The following is a 15646-nucleotide window of genomic DNA, read 5'->3' as shown; positions in this document are numbered from 1 at the left end:
ACAGCCCCGAGGGCCGGGCAGCCCTTCATGCGATGCGGGAAGGCGTAGATCACGGGCGTTCCTCCAAAGATCAAGGGGGACCGGTCAGGAGCCGCAGGCCCAGCTGCGGCCGGATTGCCGGTATTCCTCGACGGGGATCGGGTCGACGCCGGGCCGCATACGGGCGGTGTAGAGCAGCCCGTCGAGGTGGTCGATCTCGTGTGCCACGAGCCGGGCGAGGCCGCGTTCGTACATCGTGGTCACCGTGGTGCCGTCGAGCGCGGTGGTCTCCACCGTGATCGTCAGCGGGCGGGGGACCAAGCCGCGGACGTCGAAGAAGGACAGGCATCCCTCGTACTGTTCATCGGTGTCCTGGGAGGATGCGGTGACGCGGGGGTTGAGGAGCACGATCGTGAGGCTGTCGTGGCCGGGCGGCTGGACGGCGGCCGCGGCCCACCCAATTCCGATCTGCGGGGCGGCGAGCCCTATGCCCTTGGCGAAGGAGTGAACCTGCCCGATGCGCTGGATCGAGGAGAACAGCATCTCCGCCGCCAGCTCGGCGGCCTCGCGCTTGGCGGGCAGGTCGAAGGGGCGGGCGGCCTGGGAGAGAATGGGTGCGCCGTACTGGGCGACGAGGAGCTCGCACGTCGGCTCGCTGGGCTGCTGCACCTCAGTCACCTGAACTTCCGGGGGTCGTGCTGAGTTCGGGACGTGCCCGCACTTTCACTCAAGACACGGTAGCGGAGAGACAAGGCCGCGGGGTGGACCTCGTCCACGTGAAGAGGGCGTCCTGATCACCTCGGTGCGCGTCGGTGGTTCGCAGCGCACAGACGTGTCGAAGCCGCCCCTCGATCTCAGCCCTGCTTTTGGCGTGAGCTGTCCACCTCCTGATGCACGCGTCAGGGGGCGATGCGTCGGAGGGAGTCGGAGAGAAGGGCATCCGGCATGTTCTGGTAGGCCACGGGCCGCATCCATCGGGCGATGGCTCTGCTTCCGACGCTTGTGTGCAGGGGGGATGTCGTCGCTGGCCACGGCCCGCCGTGGTGCATGGCGGCCGTCACCGCGACACCGGTGGGCCAGCCGTTCCAGATTAGGCGTCCAGCCCGCAGCCGGGCCATAAGGCTGTGAAGGAGATCTGCCTCGTCCTGTTCCTGGCCTTGAATGGTTGCCGTGAGGCCACCGGCAACGTGTCCAGGGCTTCCAGCAAGTCTTCGGTGGTCGTGTACGTGACGACGAGAGACGCGGGACCAAAGCATTCCCGAAGCAGTTCGAGAGATGTGCGCAGGTTCTCGGCCGTGGCGGTGAGGAGCGCCGGTGAGGAGGCCCTGGGGTCGTCCGGCTCGTCGGCAAGGTGCAGGGTGCGCATGGCGGGGTGGCCGGCGAGTTCCTTGAGGGTGGTGTGGTAGGCGTTGCTGATCCAGGAACCGAGAAGGGGCGCTGCGGGGGCGGCCGCGATTGCTCGCCGCAGCTCTTCCTCCCGGCCGTGACCGGCGGGGAGGAAGAGCAGACCGGGCTTGGTGCAGAACTGTCCTTGGGCCAGGGTGACGGAGGCAATGTACTCGCGGGCAATGTCCGAGCCGCGCGCCGCGCATGCTGCCGGTGTGACGACCACGGGGTTGAGGGAACCGAGTCGGTGCCACGGCGGGCGATGAGCGGGCGAATACCCAGCTCGCGAATCTGGCGTCGGTAGATGTCGTGGTAGTAGCCGCGGTCGGCGTAGAGCACGTAAGGGCGGCGGCGGGGTCGTCCGCGCTTGCCACCCGCGCCCGCTTCGGCTTCAAATCCGCCGGCGGCACGACCGACGACGCCCGGATCCGCGACATCACCCAAGCTCTGCCGCCCGAGTACGCCGACCAACTGTTCAGCGCACGGGAGCAGGGCGCCAACGAGGACCAGCTCCGGCAGATCGCGGCCGACGGTCTCGCCCGGATGTACTTCCGGGCCAACAACTCCCGCGCCCACGGGCTGGGCGTGGAGTTCACCGACGTGGAACAGCTCGACATCAAGCTGTAGGCCTGCTCATGCGAAACGCCTGGTCCCCAGCATTTGTGACTGAGCGCTCTACTTGGCGGATGAGCGCTTCAGTTGGCGGCCTTCACCACCGAGCGGCCTCCCCATAGGGTCCGACTCATGGACTGGTTGGCCCCTGTGAACACCTTGATCGGCGCTGGGATCGGCGTCGGATCCACGCTTCTTGCTGATCGGCTTCGCTGGCGTCGTGACCGTGCAGCCCTCAACCAGGACACGCGCCGACAGGCATATGCAGCATTCATGGCAGCGCTGTCGGACGTGTACCAGCGGCTGGATGAGCTTGCCCGCGACGGACGTCCGACAGAGGAGAAGCGGACCGCAGCTCACGACGTATTTGTGTCCCGCAACTTGTATCCACTGCGCTACGAGCTCGCCCTGATCGCTCCGTGGGAGGTCATGGAACCGGTCAATCAGGCATTTTGGAGGGTCCGTGACCTCCGCGACCTGGTCGTAGGGGGCTCATCCAGGGGGAACCCGGAGTTCGGTAGGCATCTTCATGCCTACCTCGCGGCGGCCGAGAAAGCACAGGTGGCCATGCGCCGCGATCTGGGCACCTCGTGGCCGGACCGCGCAGACGGTTCTACCACTCCCCCGGGCGAAGCCTGACCTCATCCGTCGCCCCGGGGACTGTAAAACCGCAGCAAGCGCTCGCCATCGTCGACGACCTGGTCGCCACCGACCGCCTGTCGGGATCGCACCTGCTCCCGAGCGTGCGCGGCGAACTACTACGCCGGCTCGGCCGGACCGGCGAGGCCAAGGCCGAATTCGAACTCGCCGCCCGCCTGTGCCGCAACACCCGCGAACAATCGGTACTGCTGCGCAAGGCGGCCACGCTGCCGTGAGCAGCTCTGGCACCGGTGGTGGACGTGGCGGAAATCCTTCCCCGACGAACGAGAAGGGGTGCAGTAGGCTGCTTCGAAGTCGTGGCACCCAATGACTTCACAGACCTCGACCGGATCCCGGACCGGTTCGGAGTATTGGAAGGGCTACAACGCCACAGCACAGCCGTTCCAGTGAGACTTCGCGTACAGGGTGGGCCAGCGGTCCTGCGCTCCGGATGCGCAGACGGTCGCCAGTGCCTCGCCGGTGTCGGGGAGGACCCGCAGCGCCCGGTTGCTGAACACCCGGCCGAGAGTGGCTTGCCCACGGCTCCCGGGGGCTTGCCCAGGGTTCCCTTGGGGTTGCCCGCGGCTACCGGCGGCGGAACAGGCTGCGGCTCTTCTTAGCCTCCGCTTCGGCCGCCTCCCGCGCCGCGGCTTCCTCCGCCTCCCGCCACGCGACACGTTCGGCATTGATCCGGGCGAAGTGCTCCGTCTCTCACGGCCCGCTCAGGCCACCGGTCTCGCTCCGCCAGGAGGACTGCCGGGTCGACAGTCAGCGTTCGTCGGTGAACTTCGTACCGCAGCTGGTGCGCACCGGCCGCTTCGCCTCCCGCGCAGCGTGCGGCCGAACTCGTCCGCTGCGGGGCGCTGCTGAATCGTCCAGGTCCGCAGCAGATCGCGGAGCCACCTCTGCCGAATCGTGCGCAGGTCGACGGACTTGGGGGTTCTGATGCCCGCCGGCGTGCGGGACCTTTGGCCCAGCGCGCGCAGATCCAGGAGGTCGTCCTTGGCCGGCGCTGTTCCGGTGTGTTCGGCGTAGGCGGCCTGGACTGCGGTGCGCACGCGAGTGAGAAGTCTCAGCACAGCGACGGTGGAGCACGGGCACATCTGCTCGTCGGTGATGGCGCTGACGAGTGTGGTGGTGCCGGCCAGGTCTCGGGGGTACCGGCCGCCTGCGTGGCCCGCCCCCGGGAGGGCGCGCTCGGGAACTGGAGGACGCCTTCCTGGACGACCTCGAGTAAGCGCGGGGGTCACGCATCCGCCTCAGCCGATGAGCAGCCGGAACCGAGCAGCGGCCGGACAGGGTGATCCTGTCCGGCCCCGCTGTCATCTGGTCAGCCGAAGTCGAGCGTGGCCTGCGCGAAGTCGGTCGGGGCCGGGCCGGGCTGGGCAGGGGCGCGGCGGTGCGCCGTCCTGGCGCGCGGCCTCCCAGCGCTCGATCAGCCCGTCCTTCCAGCCCTTGACCGACGAGATCACCGCCGAGCTGACCGTGCTGACCGTGCTGACCGTGCTGACCGTGCTGACCGCCGAGCTGACCGTGCTGACCGTGCTGACCGTGCTGACCGCCGAGCTGACCGTGCTGACCGTGCTGACCGCCGAGCTGACCGTGCTGACCGGCTTCGACCAGGACCTCCCCGCCGGGGCCGCCACCCGCACCAGCAACCGGATACGCGGCCTGCTCACCCAGCGGTGTCCTTCGCGAACCACTTGCGAGGGATGGAGGGCGAGCATCGGCGCGAGGTGATCGATGATCCGGTCCGCCCGGGCGCCACCGGCTTCCGGCCAGCGGCGCCCGGCGGCGCGCGGTGCGTTCCCTCCGCGGGGGTTTGCCGTGGTCCCCCGTGCGTCCGGCGGTGCGGTCCCCCCGCCGGGGGGCTGCGTCCGTGTTCCTGCCTGCGGCCCCGGCCGGACCGGTCGCCGGCCCGGCCGGACCGGCGGATCAGATGTCGACGACCCGGTAGGCAATGGTGTAGACGCCGCCGGAGCCTTCCAGCACCCGGTACTGCGTCTCTGCACCGGCCTCGTTGCCCGTTACGGTCACCGAGCCGAGCCGGTCGTCGCTGCTGGTGCTGTCGTAGTCCCACAGCGAGAGCGTGCGGGACTCGGTCCTGCCGAGGACCAGCAGGGCGTTGCCGTTGCTCTCGTCCAGGGCGCGGCGGTAGCCGGTGCCCATGGTCTGGTACGACGCTTTGGCGGGCCAGAGCTTCACGGCCTTGCCGCCGTTGGCCGCGATGTTGAGGTAAGCCTCGTCGTGGTCGCCCTCGCTCTCGTCGCCGCAGTACAGGTCGACGAGCTGGATCTGCACGTAGTCGACCGGATCGGCCTGCGCGGCGCCCGCGGCGCCCACCAGCGAGGTGAGGCCCAACGCGCCCGCGAGGGCGAAGGTGGTCAGTCGTCGGACGGTCATGTTGTCCCCCGTAGTCTCAGGTTTCGCCGGTCCCCCGACCGGCTCGAGGAACAGACTGCCGCACCGCGATCCGCCGTTCTACGCGCGTTCCACTGAGCGGAACCGGCGCGCGGGAAAAGCCCGTTCACGGCACGAGCGCCATATCTCACGAAGCGTCAGTAGTGCAGGACGGGAGGCAGGCGGGGCGAGGACGCACCGGCCCTGACGAGGGCCGCGGTGACGGCCGCGCCCGCCCGGGCCGCCTCCTGGGCTGCCCGCTGAAGCCCCTGCGCCGACAACGTCATGACGGTGATCGCGGCGACGGTCCGGTCGTCGCGCCCCCGCACCGGCAGCGCCGCGCAGCACACCCCGTCCATCACCTCCTCGCGCTCCAGCACCGCCCCCGGCAGCCGGCCCCCGGAGCCGGCCGGGCCCCGAGCGCTCAGCACCTGGCCGGCCGCCGTCTCCAGCAGGAAGCTCATCCCGTTCCGCACCGGAACCAGCGGCTCCACCTCGCCCGGCACGGACGCCACGGTCAGGGCCCTGCCGTCGTGCAGGACGGTCAGCAGGGCGCTCGCCCCGGTGGCCGCCCGCAGCCGGTGCAGCGGGTGACGGGCCGCCACCCGTAAGCCCGGATGCGGCTCCCACGCCTGCCCGATGCGGTAGAGCTGCGAGCCGACTCGGTAGCGGCTGCCCTGCCGCTCCACCGCGCCCACCAGCAACAACTGCTCCAGCAGCCGGTGCGCGCTCCCCTTGGGCAGGGCGCAGGCCGCCGCGATCTCGGTGAGCCCCGCCTCCCCGCCGCACCTGCGCAACGCCTCCAGGAGCGCGAACGCCCCCTCGATCACGCCCCGCCCGCGATCCGTTCCCCGCTGCTGCCTCCCCGCGTCCGTTGCCCGCTCCTGCTCCCCGCCCGCGTATCGCGACATCTCTCCCCCGGTCGGTCACCGGGCCGTGCCCCCTCGCACGGCCGTCGAGAGAGAGTGCCCGACCTTCACAGCGGGGGCACACACCGCCACGCGCGAACGTGACCCATAGCACACCGCCCGCCGCTACCGGTGGGACGGAAGGAGCACCAGGAGGCCCCGGGGCCCGGTGGGGCCGGTCGGCCGCGCGGCCCGGCCCGGGCCCTGGTCCGGCTCCGCGTGCACGGCAGCACCATCTCGGTCTACGACCCACGCCAAGGCGCTACGCCCACCCCGCTCACCTCGGGCCTCCAGCCCCCGTACTCACCGGACGGCACCGAACTCGCCTTCGTTCGGTCGCTTACAGCTTCGGTGACGATGGACGCGCTCGCCCAGCGCCCGGAGTGTTCGAAGGCGACGCTCTACAGCCTCGCGGCCACCAAGGAGCAGTTGGTGGTGGCCGCGACCCGCGCCTTCTTCAAGGAGTCCGCGGCGGAGATCGAAAGGTCCGTGGAGGTCGAACCCGACCCGCGCCGGCGAATCCAGGTGTACCTCGCCGGCGTCGGCACCGCCATGCGCCGCCCCTCCCACGCCTTCTATGACGGCATGGTCGGTTACGAACCCACGGCGCACATCTGCCGCAAGAACTCCGACGCGGCCGCCCGCCGCGTCCAGGAGCTGATCGAGGACGGCGTGCGGGCCGGCGTTTTCCGTTCCGTGAACGGGCACTTCGCCGCCCAGGTCGTCGCAGTCGCCACCGACGCCGTCCAGTCGGGCGCCCTCCTGGAGTCCACCGGCCTTTCCGCCGGCGACGCCTTCTCGGAGCTCGGAGACCAGGACGGCGTCGTTCAGGGGTTCTGTCCGGTTTGATCACGTGATGCCGAGGGTGGCCAGCGGTCGGGTGGCGTCTCGGCTGTGTTTGCGCAGGCCGGCGGCGATGTTGTCGCAGCCGGTCAGGCGGAGGGCGCCGATGGCCAGGTTGCGCAGTGCCGCCATGGCCCGGGGCGCGGTCCCGGTCCGCACGCGGGAGGCGTCTTCGGTGAAGGTGGTGTCGCGCACGCGGTGGATCTTGTTCTCGATGCCCCAGTGTTCGCGTACACGGTGCGCGAACTCGGGAGCATCCGCCTGTTCCGCCGTCAGGTCGGTGACTGCGTAGACACGTTCCAGGGTGACCTTCCCGGTGGTGACCGTCCGGCGGCGGCGCACGATCTGCACGGCCTGGGCAGCGTGGGGGAAGTCGAGGCCGCGGGTGACGGTGCAGGTCTTGACGCGGCGAATCTCGTCACGGCCGTGCTCCGTAGCGCGGGTCTTGTCCAGCAGCGGAACCTCCCGCCAGGGCAGCTGCTTCAGGTGTTGGTGCAGCAGCGGCTGATCCCCCTTGATCACGGCGATGTAGTGGGCCTTCTTCTCCTCCACCAGGAAGCAGGCATGGGCTGTCTGGGAGTGCAGGGCGTCGAAGGTGACCACGGTGTCGGCCAGGTCGAGGTCGGCGAGCATCGGCCGGAAGAGGGTGATCTCGTTGGTCTTGGCGCCGACCTCACGCTGCGCTGCGACCAGGCCGGTCCCGGTCATCGCGGCCAGAAGATGGACCTGGGTGCCGTCGACGCGGCGCGCGCCACGAACGGTCTTGCCGTCCACGGCCAGCGAGCGGCGGGCGCGTATGCCCAGGTCATGGTCGGGCGGCGGGCGGTCGGGGTCGCGGGCGGCGAGCCAGGCGCCGATCGCCGCGTCGAGGGCGTCGCCGTCCACGCGCTGCAGGATTCGGCGCACAGTAGCTTCGGTCGGGGCGGTGGGCCCGGCGGGTTCGCGGCTCGGGCCGCCGAGGGCGGTGAGCACGGCGGCCGGGGCGTCGGCTGCCCATTCCGCGATCGCAGTCAGGGATGTCGCGGCGGCCAGTACCGCGCACGCGGCGAGTGCGAGGACGAAGGCGAGGGGGTGGCGGCGCCCCTTGGCCCTACGTGGATCGGGAACGGTCGCGAGGCGGTCCAGCAGCTGCGGGTGTTCCCCGGGCTCGGCAGGGCGGCCGGTGGCGAGCCGGCCCAGGCCGGCGGGAATGGGCGATGATGATCGGGCAGGCACGGTCTTCCGCCTTGTGATGACAGCGGCCGAGATCCTTTCCCCGCGTACGGCCGCGGGTTCCCCGCTGGCGGGCGGTCCCCGCGGACGGCCAGTTGGACTTCCCACCGCAGGACTGGCCTGTACGCAGGGTGATCGTCGCCGAGGGATGACCCGGGCCGTGGTGGCGAGGGGCCTGGGCTGGGTTACCCGGCGGTCGGCTCGGGGTGGATCTGCTCGATGCGGTCGCGCTTGGTGTACAGGTCCCAGTAGTGCTCGGCGAGGTCGTCCGGGTCGACGAGCGGGCCGACGCCTTCCGGCAGTGATGCGGCGGCGATCTCGCCCATCTCGCTGCGGGCGATGAACGCCGCGATGGACAGGGTGCCGGCGTAGGCGCCGACGTCGGCGAGCTCGCCGTTGAGGGAGTACAGCCAGTTGCGGGCGGCGGACATCAGCGGGCCCACGCCGCTCATGTACGGCCGCGGCACCACGGCGGTGTGGCCGGTGGTCATCAGGAACGCGCCGTCGCCACGCTCGGCCCACTCGGGCAGCACCGCGCGGACCACCTCGACCGGCGTGAACAGGAGAAGAGGGCTGTCCTTCTGCAGGGTGACGGCGTCCAGCTTGGTGGCGGGGGCGAAGCTCTGCTCACCGCTGATCGGCCCGTACTCGATGACGTCGATCCGGCCGAACCGTCCGCGGATGACGTCGATGAGGGCGGGTACCTCGGCGGGCTTGGAGAGGTCGGCGGTGAATCCGGCCGCGTCGATGCCCTCACCGATGAACTGTTCGACGAGTGCGTCGAGGCGGTCCTTGCGGCGGGCGACGAGGGCGACGCGGAAGCCTTCGCGGGCGAAGCGGCGGGCGACGGAGGCGCCGAGCCCGGTGCCGGCTCCGAAGACGGCGATGACCTTGGACGTGTCGGGCATGGGGATGTCTCCTCGGGCTTTTTGGGGTGTTCTGGCTGTTCAGCAGGGGTTCGAGGTGGGGCGGGTCAGCCGCGGACGTTCCACACCAGCGGGGCGCGGCGGATCCAGGTGTCCTGGTCGACGGAGTCGAGGAGGAAGCGGGCGAGGTCGGCCCGGTTGATCCAGCGTCCGGGGGCGGTGGTGCCGGGGTCGGCGGCGCGCAGGGGGCCGGTGGCGGGCTTGTCGGTGAGGGCGACGGCGCGGGCGAGGGTCCAGTCGGTGTCGGAGGCGCGCACGACGTGGTCGACGCCGGTGTGGTCGGTGAAGCCGACCTTGATGTTCGACAGGTTGATGAATGCCTTCATCAGCGGGTTGAGGCGAGCCCAGTCGTCGCCGGCGCCCTGTGAGGAGGTCAGGGCGATCCGGCGGATGCCCTGTTCGGCCATGACGGTCAGGGTGTTGCGGGCGGCGTCGGTCATGAACATCGGCGGGCTGACCGGCTTGGCCCAGGGGTTGTCGGAGGCGCGGGCGTTGTTCAGCACGCTGATCACCGCCCGGGTGCCGTGGGCGGCCTTGCGGATGTCGTCGATGTTCGCGGGCGTGCCCTGGATCAGCTCGATGCCCGTCGGGGCGTGGACGGCGGAGGGGTCGCGGACGAGGGCGCGGACGCGGTGGCCGCGTTCGGCGGCCTGTGCCAGGACGTGGGTGCCGGTGCGGCCACTGCCGCCGAGGACGAGCAGGTCGGTCATGGGAAGTCATCGCCTTTCATGGGCGGAGGGCCGGGCGGCGGGAGCCGGCCGGGGACGGAATCGGAAGGATCAGAAGGAGTACGGGCCGAAGCGGCCCCAGGCCACCACGACGGCCAGGGCCAGCAGCACGGCGTTCATACCGATCGCGCTGTACTCCCGGCGGCGGACGTGGAAGGTGGCGGCCAGCGCCATCACCACCGCGAGGCCGACGGCGGCGAGCGGGGTGAGGACCACCGCGACGCCGGTGGCGGCGGGCAGGACGAGGCCGAGCGTGGCGGCCAGTTCGACCGCGCCGATCAGCCGGACCGTGCCCGGGGCGAGGTCCTTGGCGTAGGGAAGAGTGCCGGCGAGCCTGTCGATCGGCTGGGTCGTCTTCATGACGCCGGCCATCGCGAACACCGCGGCCAGCAGTCCCTGCAGTACCCACAGCAGGACGTTCATCGGACTCCTCGTCTCCGGATCACGGGGGCTATGGGGAGATCAGCCGTGTACGGGGACGGCGCAGCCGTCCGGGCCGCAGACCGGGGCGTCACCGCCACCGGCGACGGGGGTGAGGGGGTGGGTGTCGTCCCAAGCGGTGCGGAGCAGGTCCAGCAGGGTGTCGCTGCCCTGGGCACCGGGGACGCCGTAGCGGCCGTCGACGACGATGAACGGGGCGCCGGTCGCGCCGAGGCGCTGAGCGTGGGCCGCGTCGTCGCGGACCTGTTCGCGGTAGCGGCGCTGGGCGAGGGCCTGTCGGGTCTGCTCGCGGTCCAGGCCCAGGGTGTCGGACAGCGCCAGCAGGTCGTCCTGGGAGAAGACGGGCTCGGCCCTGCCGAAGTAGGTGTCGAAGATCGCGTCCCACGCTGCGCGGTTCTTGCCCTGGGCGGAGGCGTGGGCGAGGAACTCGTGGGCCAGGTCGGTGTTGCCGACCTGGTTGTCCAGCACCCGGTAGGGGCTCAGACCCTCGGCTGCGGCCAGTGCCTCGATCCGCCGGGTCGACGCCTCGGCCTGACTGCCGCCGACACCGTGCCGTCGCAGCAGAGCCTCGCGGACGGAGAAGGTCCGGTCCTTGGGGAAGCTGCTGCTGAGCGGGAACGAGTGGTGGACCACCTCCACCTCGCCGGCGTGCTCGAACCGCTCCACGGCCTGCTCCAGGCGGTGATGGCCCAGCCCGCACCAGGGGCACGTCACCTCGGACCAGATGTCCACCTTCATCGCGCACCTCCAATTCTTACGACTTGTTCGTAACGCCATGGTGGACCAGTATGGAAGGCGATACAAAAGGCACATCCGTGTGCGTGCCGGAGAGGAATGTGCGTGATGGAACGGGCAAGCGAAGTGGCGACGACCGGTGAAGCGAAGGCGGTCGGAGCGGCGGCGATCGGGCCGTGCGCGGCGATCCCCGCCGAGCACATGGCCTTCATCCGCGAGGTCCTGGACCGCGTCGGCGACAAATGGAGCCTGCTGCTGATCGCCGTCCTGGAGCCGGGCCCGTTGCGATACACCGACCTGCAGCGCCAAGTCCCCGGGATCTCCCAGCGCATGCTCACCCTCACCCTGCGCCAACTCCAGCAGGACGGCCTGATCTCCCGCGCCGCCTACGCCGAAGTGCCCCCGCGCGTCGAGTACACCCTGACCCCGCTCGGCCGCGGCCTCCACGAGATCGCCACGTCCCTGGTCGGCTGGGCCGCTGCCCACCACGACGAGATCCGTGAGAACCGGGCCCGCACGACCTCAGCGCAGCCGAGTACGGGTGCACGCGCCTGAGCTACCGGAGACCGTCACCGACGGTAGCGAAACACGCGGCCACCCGACTCCTCATCGGTGGCCGCGGGTGGAGGATTCCCACTGGCCACCGACATGGTGATCAGGGACTCGACACCTCATGATCACTCGGAGGCCATGCCTGCCTCCGTTCCAGCCCGATCCGCGAACCCCACGGCCACGTCAGATCGATACGCTTCACCAATGACCAGGGCGGCGATCGTCTCACCGAACTCCTGGACAGGGACGGGATGTTGTAGCTCGCTGGCACCGTCTTTGCCGGCCGAGCGTCGATTCAGGCGATGCTCTCTACCTCCGACCCGCCTCCTTGGGCCGAGCCGGGGCGGTGCCTCCAGCAGTCGGGCGCGAGCAGTCCGCGTCGACTCTCGGACCTACTGAAACATCGGTCGCCCGAGCAGAACAGTCGGCGTTCACCCGCAAGATCGGTCGGGGCTGCGAGTATGGTGACCTGCCTCCACCTCCGGGCAAAGGCACTACTTGCCCCTGGCCTGGGACGGAAATCAGCAGCACCTGCTCGCCCAAGAGCGCCCGGGCGCGCTGGGACACGAGGTCTCCGGCGGGCCCGCGCTGCCGCACTCGCCGACACGTACCGAATGGAGGCATATCGCGGCCCAACAGCCATGTGAATCCTCTCGGCCTCTCGACATTCGTCATTCAACGAGCCGAAATGGTCACTCCAAGTGACATTCTTGAGGTCTGCGGTCAGGATTTCTGGCTATTCATGTGGTTGTATGCTTTTTATCTGCGAAGTGGAGTCGGTATTAGTGTTGGCGGAAGCGGATCCTTGCGGGGATCGTCGCTGTCGATCGCTGCGAGGCGGCTGCCGCAGTTCGGGCAGAAGCCGCGCTTCGCCTCGCCTTCGAAGGTCTCGTACCAGGTTGGCTCGCCGCCCTCACCCGGTCCAGGTGACCGTTTCGAATCCCACCCACCACTTCACTGGTGTGCCGCCGAGCATTTGATAGTGGCGGCAGACACAGGTGTGGGGGAAGACGGCCGACCCTCGGGTGGTAAAGCGAATGCGGCCGCTCAGGCAGCCGCCGGTACGTTCCCCGGATGTTTCACCTCCCTGGGCGTCGGCGGGGGTGGCATTCGTCAGCGATCTCCAGGGCGCGATGGGCAAGTTGAGCCCATCAGTGTGCCATTGCTTCCATGATCGCCAGGGCGCTGTGGGTGGCTCTGGCGTGTCCCCGGCCGCGTGCGCCGATTGTGGAGGGGTTACGGGCCGGGCGACAAGGCTGCGGCTCAGGGGCGTCCGAGGGCGCGAACGGTCCATTCGGCGTCGCGCCAGGTGTCGGCGTTCAGGGTGCCGCAGCCCCCGCGCTGGCTGCCGCCCATACCGGCATCGCCATGGGGTGGGCCGGATCCGACCTCGCCCTGGAGACGGCCGACGCGGTCATTGGCCGCGACGAACTCGCCACCGTGCCCACCGTGGTGAGCCTGTCCCGCGCGGCCCGGCGCCTGGTGGTGCAGAACCTGGTGATCGCTGCGGTGTTCATCTCCGGCCTGGTCATCTGGGACCTCGCCGGGCACCTGCCGCTCCCGCTTGGTGTGCTGAGTCACGAAGGATCCACCGTGATCGTCGGCCTCAACGGACTGCGGCTGCTGCGCGACGCCGCCTGGAACCGAGCCGCCGCACCCGCCTGGACCCAGCAGTGAGCCGCCGCAGCAAGAAGGCCGCCCACGCTGCGGGGGCGGCCCGGCCACGGTCACCGTCTGCCGCGGCTGCTGCTGCGGCACGACGGCGAAGGTCCCGCGCCTGGACCACGAAGCCCAGCTCGCCGATCTGCGCACCATGCTGGGCGGGGTGGCGATGGTGCGCCGGACCGACTGCCTGGACGCCTGCGAGCGCGCCAACGTCCTCGTCATCCAGCCCTCCGCCGAGGGCAGGCGGGTGGGCGGGCGGCCCGTCTGGCTCGGCCAGGTCAACGATTCCGGCGCCGCCGCCGACATCACCCGCTGGGTCAAGGACGGCGGCCCCGGCCTCGCCGAGCCGCCGGATGTCCTCGACCTCTACACCTTCATCCCTTCACGCCGCGTCCGGCACGAACGCGAAGGCTGACCGCCGGGGGTTCGCCGGCGCATCCGCGCCGGCCGCAAGATCGGTTCCGCAGCCCTCGTCGCCGACGGTCCGCACGCCCGCACCGACGGCTTCACATCCCTGGCCGTCCGGCGCGGGCGGCGCGCACTGGGCTGGCGGGCCGCCGAACCGATCGTCTGCTCATCACCGCCGCGATCCGGATGGTGCTGCGCGCGGTCTACCGCCGGCTGATGGACTCCGTCGACCCCGCCCTGGTGGACACCTCCGAAGAAGCGCTGCGCGCGGTGGACGGCGTTCGTGGCGTCGGGCAGGTCAGGATGCGGTGGATCGGCCACGCCCCGCATGCAGAGGCCGACGTCGTCGACCCCGACCTCACCGTGGTCCGGGCCCACGCCCTGACCGTCGCAGCCGAGCATGCCCTGATCCACGCCATGCCGCGGCTGACCGCCGCCACGGTGCATGCCGACCACGCCCACGGTGGCGGCGATCCGCATGCCTCCCTCGCCCACCACGCGGGATGATGCCCGCAAGGGATTCGGTGGTGGCCCCAGCGGCTTGATGCACCAGTCACCGGGTACCGGGCTGGGGTATGGTCGAGCCGAGGTGGCGACACATCCGCCATGTTCGGTGGCGTGAGGAAAGGAATCAGGGTGGCAGGCAGTGGACAGGCGCGCAGGCGGGGCATCACCCGGCTGCTGGCCCTGTGCGCGGTCCTGTTCGGCCTGTTCCTCATGCACGGCGCTCCGGCCACCGCGGCCGAGGGCTGCCACGGTGCGATGTCCGCGTCCGCCGGGATGCACGACAGCGAAGACTCGCACGCGATGCAGTCCGCGACGGCGCCCGTGATGTCCCATCCCGGCCCGCAGCAGGCGTCAGGCTCGGCGGCGATGGACGGCACGACGTGCGTCTCGACGCCCGCGCGCGACACGACCCCGCCGGCGGCACCCGGTCTGCTGGTCGTTGTCGCGGTCCTCGCGTCCCTGTTCCTGGCGGGCCACACCCTGGCCCCGGGCCGGGCGGGGCGGCGCGGCCCACCGCCACCGGGCGGGCGAAGTCTGCTCCTCCAGGTGGGCATCGCGCGGACCTGACAGGACCCCGCCGGAACCCGGACTACCGGGCCCGGCACGTGTCCTGCTCACCTCCGCGCGCCCGCCCGGCGTGGTGCGCCCACCCGGAAAGACCACTCACATGTTCACTTCCACCCGTCCCACCGTGCGCCGTCGTGCCCTCGCGGCGGCCGGCACCGCAGCCGCCCTCGCGCTGACGCTGGCCGCCTGCGGCTCCTCCAACGACAGTTCTTCCTCAATGCCCGGCATGGACCACGGCACCAAGCCGTCCACGTCCGCCTCGGCGAGCACCTCGCCCTCGATGGGTGGCATGCCCGGCATGGACCACATGGCCGCCGGCAACGGCCTCACGGACAACAAGGACGGCTACCGCCTCACCAGCAAGGACACGACCCTGACGGCCGGCACGCAGGCCGCCTACCGGTTCACGGTCACCGGCCCGGACGGCAAGCCCGTCACCGCCTTCGCGCTCGACCAGACCAAGCGGATGCACTTCTACGCCATCCGCTCCGACCTGACCGGCTTCCAGCACATCCACCCGACCATGGCCGCCGACGGCACCTGGACCGCCGACCTGGACGCGCTCGCACCCGGCACGTGGCGGATGTTCGCCTCCTTCACCCCCGACAGCGGAGCGGGCAAGGGCACCGCGTTCGTCCTGTCCCGCACCGCCACCGCCCCGGGCACCGCGGCGAAGACCCCGCTGCCGGCTGCCGCCAAGACCGCTGAGGTCGACGGCTACACCGTCACCGTCAAGGGCGACCCGATGGCCGGCATGGAGCACCCGATGACGGTCACCGTCACCAAGGACGGCAAGCCCGTCACCGACCTCCAGCCCTACCTCGACACCTACGCCCACCTGACCGCCTTCCACGAGGGCGACACCGCCTTCGCCCACCTCCACCCGACCACCAAGGTCAACGGCGACCACGGCGGACCGGAACTGTCCTTCGACGCGGAACTGCCGACCTCCGGCAACTGGCGGCTGTTCCTGCAGTTCCAGACCGGCGGCACGCCCCACACCGCAGCCCTGACCCTGAACGCCGGCTGAACCCCCCGCGGGGGGGGGCCCCCCCGGGGGGGGCCCCCCGCCCCCCCCCCCCCCCCCCCCCCGCCCCACCGGGGGGGGGGGGCCCCCCCCGGCCCGCTTCGCAGTGCT

The 15646-nt window shown here is 70.8% G+C and carries 18 protein-coding genes and 4 pseudogenes; 11 read left to right on the top strand and 11 right to left on the bottom strand.

Features of this window, described 5'->3' with window-relative positions; all coding sequences use genetic code 11:
- Nucleotides 1–84: 84 nt before the first annotated feature.
- From ABZ454_RS36535 to ABZ454_RS36525, 3 genes and pseudogenes are all read right to left on the bottom strand, one after another.
- The gene (locus ABZ454_RS36535) at nucleotides 85–648 is read right to left on the bottom strand and encodes a peptide deformylase (RefSeq protein WP_359543806.1); all 564 of its coding nucleotides are present in this window, start codon (nucleotides 646–648) and stop codon (nucleotides 85–87) included.
- Nucleotides 649–1069: 421 nt separating this feature from the next.
- Nucleotides 1070–1591: a hypothetical protein gene (locus ABZ454_RS36530; protein ID WP_359543805.1), complete on the bottom strand. Its 522-nt coding sequence runs from the start codon at nucleotides 1589–1591 to the stop codon at nucleotides 1070–1072.
- A 17-nt stretch (nucleotides 1592–1608) separates the two neighbouring features.
- Nucleotides 1609–1737, bottom strand: a pseudogene (locus ABZ454_RS36525) (IS5/IS1182 family transposase); the annotation flags it as partial.
- Between ABZ454_RS36525 and ABZ454_RS36520 the strand changes: the two are divergent.
- From ABZ454_RS36520 to ABZ454_RS36510, 3 genes are all read left to right on the top strand, one after another.
- Complete coding sequence (locus tag ABZ454_RS36520) at nucleotides 1675–1992, top strand: hypothetical protein (RefSeq protein WP_359543804.1); 318 nt, start codon at nucleotides 1675–1677, stop codon at nucleotides 1990–1992. The pseudogene ABZ454_RS36525 and the gene ABZ454_RS36520 sit on opposite strands and share 63 nt — an antisense overlap.
- 117 nt (nucleotides 1993–2109) lie before the next feature.
- Complete coding sequence (locus ABZ454_RS36515) at nucleotides 2110–2616, top strand: hypothetical protein (RefSeq protein WP_359543803.1); 507 nt, start codon at nucleotides 2110–2112, stop codon at nucleotides 2614–2616.
- Nucleotides 2617–2720: 104 nt separating this feature from the next.
- Complete coding sequence (locus ABZ454_RS36510) at nucleotides 2721–2852, top strand: hypothetical protein (protein WP_359543802.1); 132 nt, start codon at nucleotides 2721–2723, stop codon at nucleotides 2850–2852.
- Nucleotides 2853–2996: 144 nt separating this feature from the next.
- On the opposite strand, the gene ABZ454_RS36505 is transcribed toward ABZ454_RS36510, so the two are convergent.
- Complete coding sequence (locus tag ABZ454_RS36505) at nucleotides 2997–3134, bottom strand: hypothetical protein (protein ID WP_359543801.1); 138 nt, start codon at nucleotides 3132–3134, stop codon at nucleotides 2997–2999.
- Between the two features lie 937 nt (nucleotides 3135–4071).
- On the opposite strand from ABZ454_RS36505, the gene ABZ454_RS36500 reads away from it, so the two are divergent.
- Nucleotides 4072–4356, top strand: coding sequence for a hypothetical protein (locus tag ABZ454_RS36500; protein ID WP_359543831.1), 285 nt, complete (start codon nucleotides 4072–4074; stop codon nucleotides 4354–4356).
- A 195-nt stretch (nucleotides 4357–4551) separates the two neighbouring features.
- On the opposite strand, the gene ABZ454_RS36495 is transcribed toward ABZ454_RS36500, so the two are convergent.
- On the bottom strand, nucleotides 4552–5019 hold the full coding sequence (locus ABZ454_RS36495; RefSeq protein ID WP_359543800.1) for a hypothetical protein: 468 nt from the start codon (nucleotides 5017–5019) through the stop codon (nucleotides 4552–4554).
- A gap of 155 nt (nucleotides 5020–5174) precedes the next feature.
- Nucleotides 5175–5927: a helix-turn-helix domain-containing protein gene (locus tag ABZ454_RS36490; protein ID WP_359543799.1), complete on the bottom strand. Its 753-nt coding sequence runs from the start codon at nucleotides 5925–5927 to the stop codon at nucleotides 5175–5177.
- A gap of 216 nt (nucleotides 5928–6143) precedes the next feature.
- Here ABZ454_RS36490 and ABZ454_RS36485 point away from each other — a divergent pair, with 216 nt between their 5' ends.
- Nucleotides 6144–6773 (top strand): TetR/AcrR family transcriptional regulator, encoded by a 630-nt coding sequence (locus ABZ454_RS36485; RefSeq protein ID WP_359543798.1) that lies wholly within the window; start codon nucleotides 6144–6146, stop codon nucleotides 6771–6773.
- Here ABZ454_RS36485 and ABZ454_RS36480 read toward each other — a convergent pair whose 3' ends face one another.
- From ABZ454_RS36480 to ABZ454_RS36460, 5 genes are all read right to left on the bottom strand, one after another.
- Nucleotides 6774–7982, bottom strand: coding sequence for an ISAs1 family transposase (locus ABZ454_RS36480; protein ID WP_359543797.1), 1209 nt, complete (start codon nucleotides 7980–7982; stop codon nucleotides 6774–6776).
- Nucleotides 7983–8164: 182 nt separating this feature from the next.
- The gene (locus tag ABZ454_RS36475) at nucleotides 8165–8887 is read right to left on the bottom strand and encodes an SDR family NAD(P)-dependent oxidoreductase (RefSeq protein WP_359543796.1); all 723 of its coding nucleotides are present in this window, start codon (nucleotides 8885–8887) and stop codon (nucleotides 8165–8167) included.
- Nucleotides 8888–8952: 65 nt separating this feature from the next.
- Nucleotides 8953–9615: an NAD(P)H-binding protein gene (locus ABZ454_RS36470; protein WP_359543795.1), complete on the bottom strand. Its 663-nt coding sequence runs from the start codon at nucleotides 9613–9615 to the stop codon at nucleotides 8953–8955.
- 69 nt (nucleotides 9616–9684) lie between these two features.
- Nucleotides 9685–10056: a DoxX family protein gene (locus ABZ454_RS36465; protein WP_356323259.1), complete on the bottom strand. Its 372-nt coding sequence runs from the start codon at nucleotides 10054–10056 to the stop codon at nucleotides 9685–9687.
- A gap of 39 nt (nucleotides 10057–10095) precedes the next feature.
- Nucleotides 10096–10812 (bottom strand): DsbA family oxidoreductase, encoded by a 717-nt coding sequence (locus ABZ454_RS36460; RefSeq protein WP_359543794.1) that lies wholly within the window; start codon nucleotides 10810–10812, stop codon nucleotides 10096–10098.
- A gap of 105 nt (nucleotides 10813–10917) precedes the next feature.
- Here ABZ454_RS36460 and ABZ454_RS36455 point away from each other — a divergent pair, with 105 nt between their 5' ends.
- The 6 genes and pseudogenes from ABZ454_RS36455 to ABZ454_RS36430 all read left to right on the top strand — a co-directional run bounded on the left by ABZ454_RS36455 (nucleotide 10918) and on the right by ABZ454_RS36430 (nucleotide 15538).
- Nucleotides 10918–11364 (top strand): helix-turn-helix domain-containing protein, encoded by a 447-nt coding sequence (locus tag ABZ454_RS36455; RefSeq protein WP_359543793.1) that lies wholly within the window; start codon nucleotides 10918–10920, stop codon nucleotides 11362–11364.
- Between the two features lie 1329 nt (nucleotides 11365–12693).
- Nucleotides 12694–13038 (top strand): annotated as a pseudogene (locus ABZ454_RS36450) (heavy metal translocating P-type ATPase); the annotation flags it as partial.
- Nucleotides 13035–13441: pseudogene (locus tag ABZ454_RS36445) on the top strand ((2Fe-2S) ferredoxin domain-containing protein). The pseudogenes ABZ454_RS36450 and ABZ454_RS36445, both read left to right, overlap by 4 nt.
- 12 nt (nucleotides 13442–13453) lie before the next feature.
- A pseudogene (locus ABZ454_RS36440) lies at nucleotides 13454–13941 on the top strand (cation transporter dimerization domain-containing protein); the annotation flags it as partial.
- Nucleotides 13942–14070: 129 nt separating this feature from the next.
- Nucleotides 14071–14508, top strand: a complete 438-nt coding sequence (locus ABZ454_RS36435) for a hypothetical protein (protein ID WP_359543792.1) — start codon at nucleotides 14071–14073, stop codon at nucleotides 14506–14508.
- A 100-nt stretch (nucleotides 14509–14608) separates the two neighbouring features.
- On the top strand, nucleotides 14609–15538 hold the full coding sequence (locus tag ABZ454_RS36430; protein WP_359543791.1) for a hypothetical protein: 930 nt from the start codon (nucleotides 14609–14611) through the stop codon (nucleotides 15536–15538).
- The last annotated feature ends 108 nt before the right edge of the window (nucleotides 15539–15646 follow it).

The sequence above is a fragment of the Streptomyces sp. NPDC005803 genome (assembly GCF_040630435.1).
In the GTDB taxonomy this organism is placed as follows: Bacteria; Actinomycetota; Actinomycetes; order Streptomycetales; family Streptomycetaceae; genus Streptomyces.
This window is presented reverse-complemented; position numbering and strand designations above follow the sequence as displayed.

Coding starts and splice junctions, on each gene's coding strand:
- ABZ454_RS36430 (WP_359543791.1), top strand. CDS start 14,609: ATGTTCACTTCCACCCGTCCCACCGTGCGCCGTCGTGCCCTCGCGGCG.
- ABZ454_RS36455 (WP_359543793.1), top strand. CDS start 10,918: ATGGAACGGGCAAGCGAAGTGGCGACGACCGGTGAAGCGAAGGCGGTC.
- ABZ454_RS36515 (WP_359543803.1), top strand. CDS start 2,110: ATGGACTGGTTGGCCCCTGTGAACACCTTGATCGGCGCTGGGATCGGC.
- ABZ454_RS36475 (WP_359543796.1), bottom strand. CDS start 8,887: ATGCCCGACACGTCCAAGGTCATCGCCGTCTTCGGAGCCGGCACCGGG.
- ABZ454_RS36470 (WP_359543795.1), bottom strand. CDS start 9,615: ATGACCGACCTGCTCGTCCTCGGCGGCAGTGGCCGCACCGGCACCCAC.
- ABZ454_RS36465 (WP_356323259.1), bottom strand. CDS start 10,056: ATGAACGTCCTGCTGTGGGTACTGCAGGGACTGCTGGCCGCGGTGTTC.
- ABZ454_RS36460 (WP_359543794.1), bottom strand. CDS start 10,812: ATGAAGGTGGACATCTGGTCCGAGGTGACGTGCCCCTGGTGCGGGCTG.
- ABZ454_RS36495 (WP_359543800.1), bottom strand. CDS start 5,019: ATGACCGTCCGACGACTGACCACCTTCGCCCTCGCGGGCGCGTTGGGC.
- ABZ454_RS36490 (WP_359543799.1), bottom strand. CDS start 5,927: ATGTCGCGATACGCGGGCGGGGAGCAGGAGCGGGCAACGGACGCGGGG.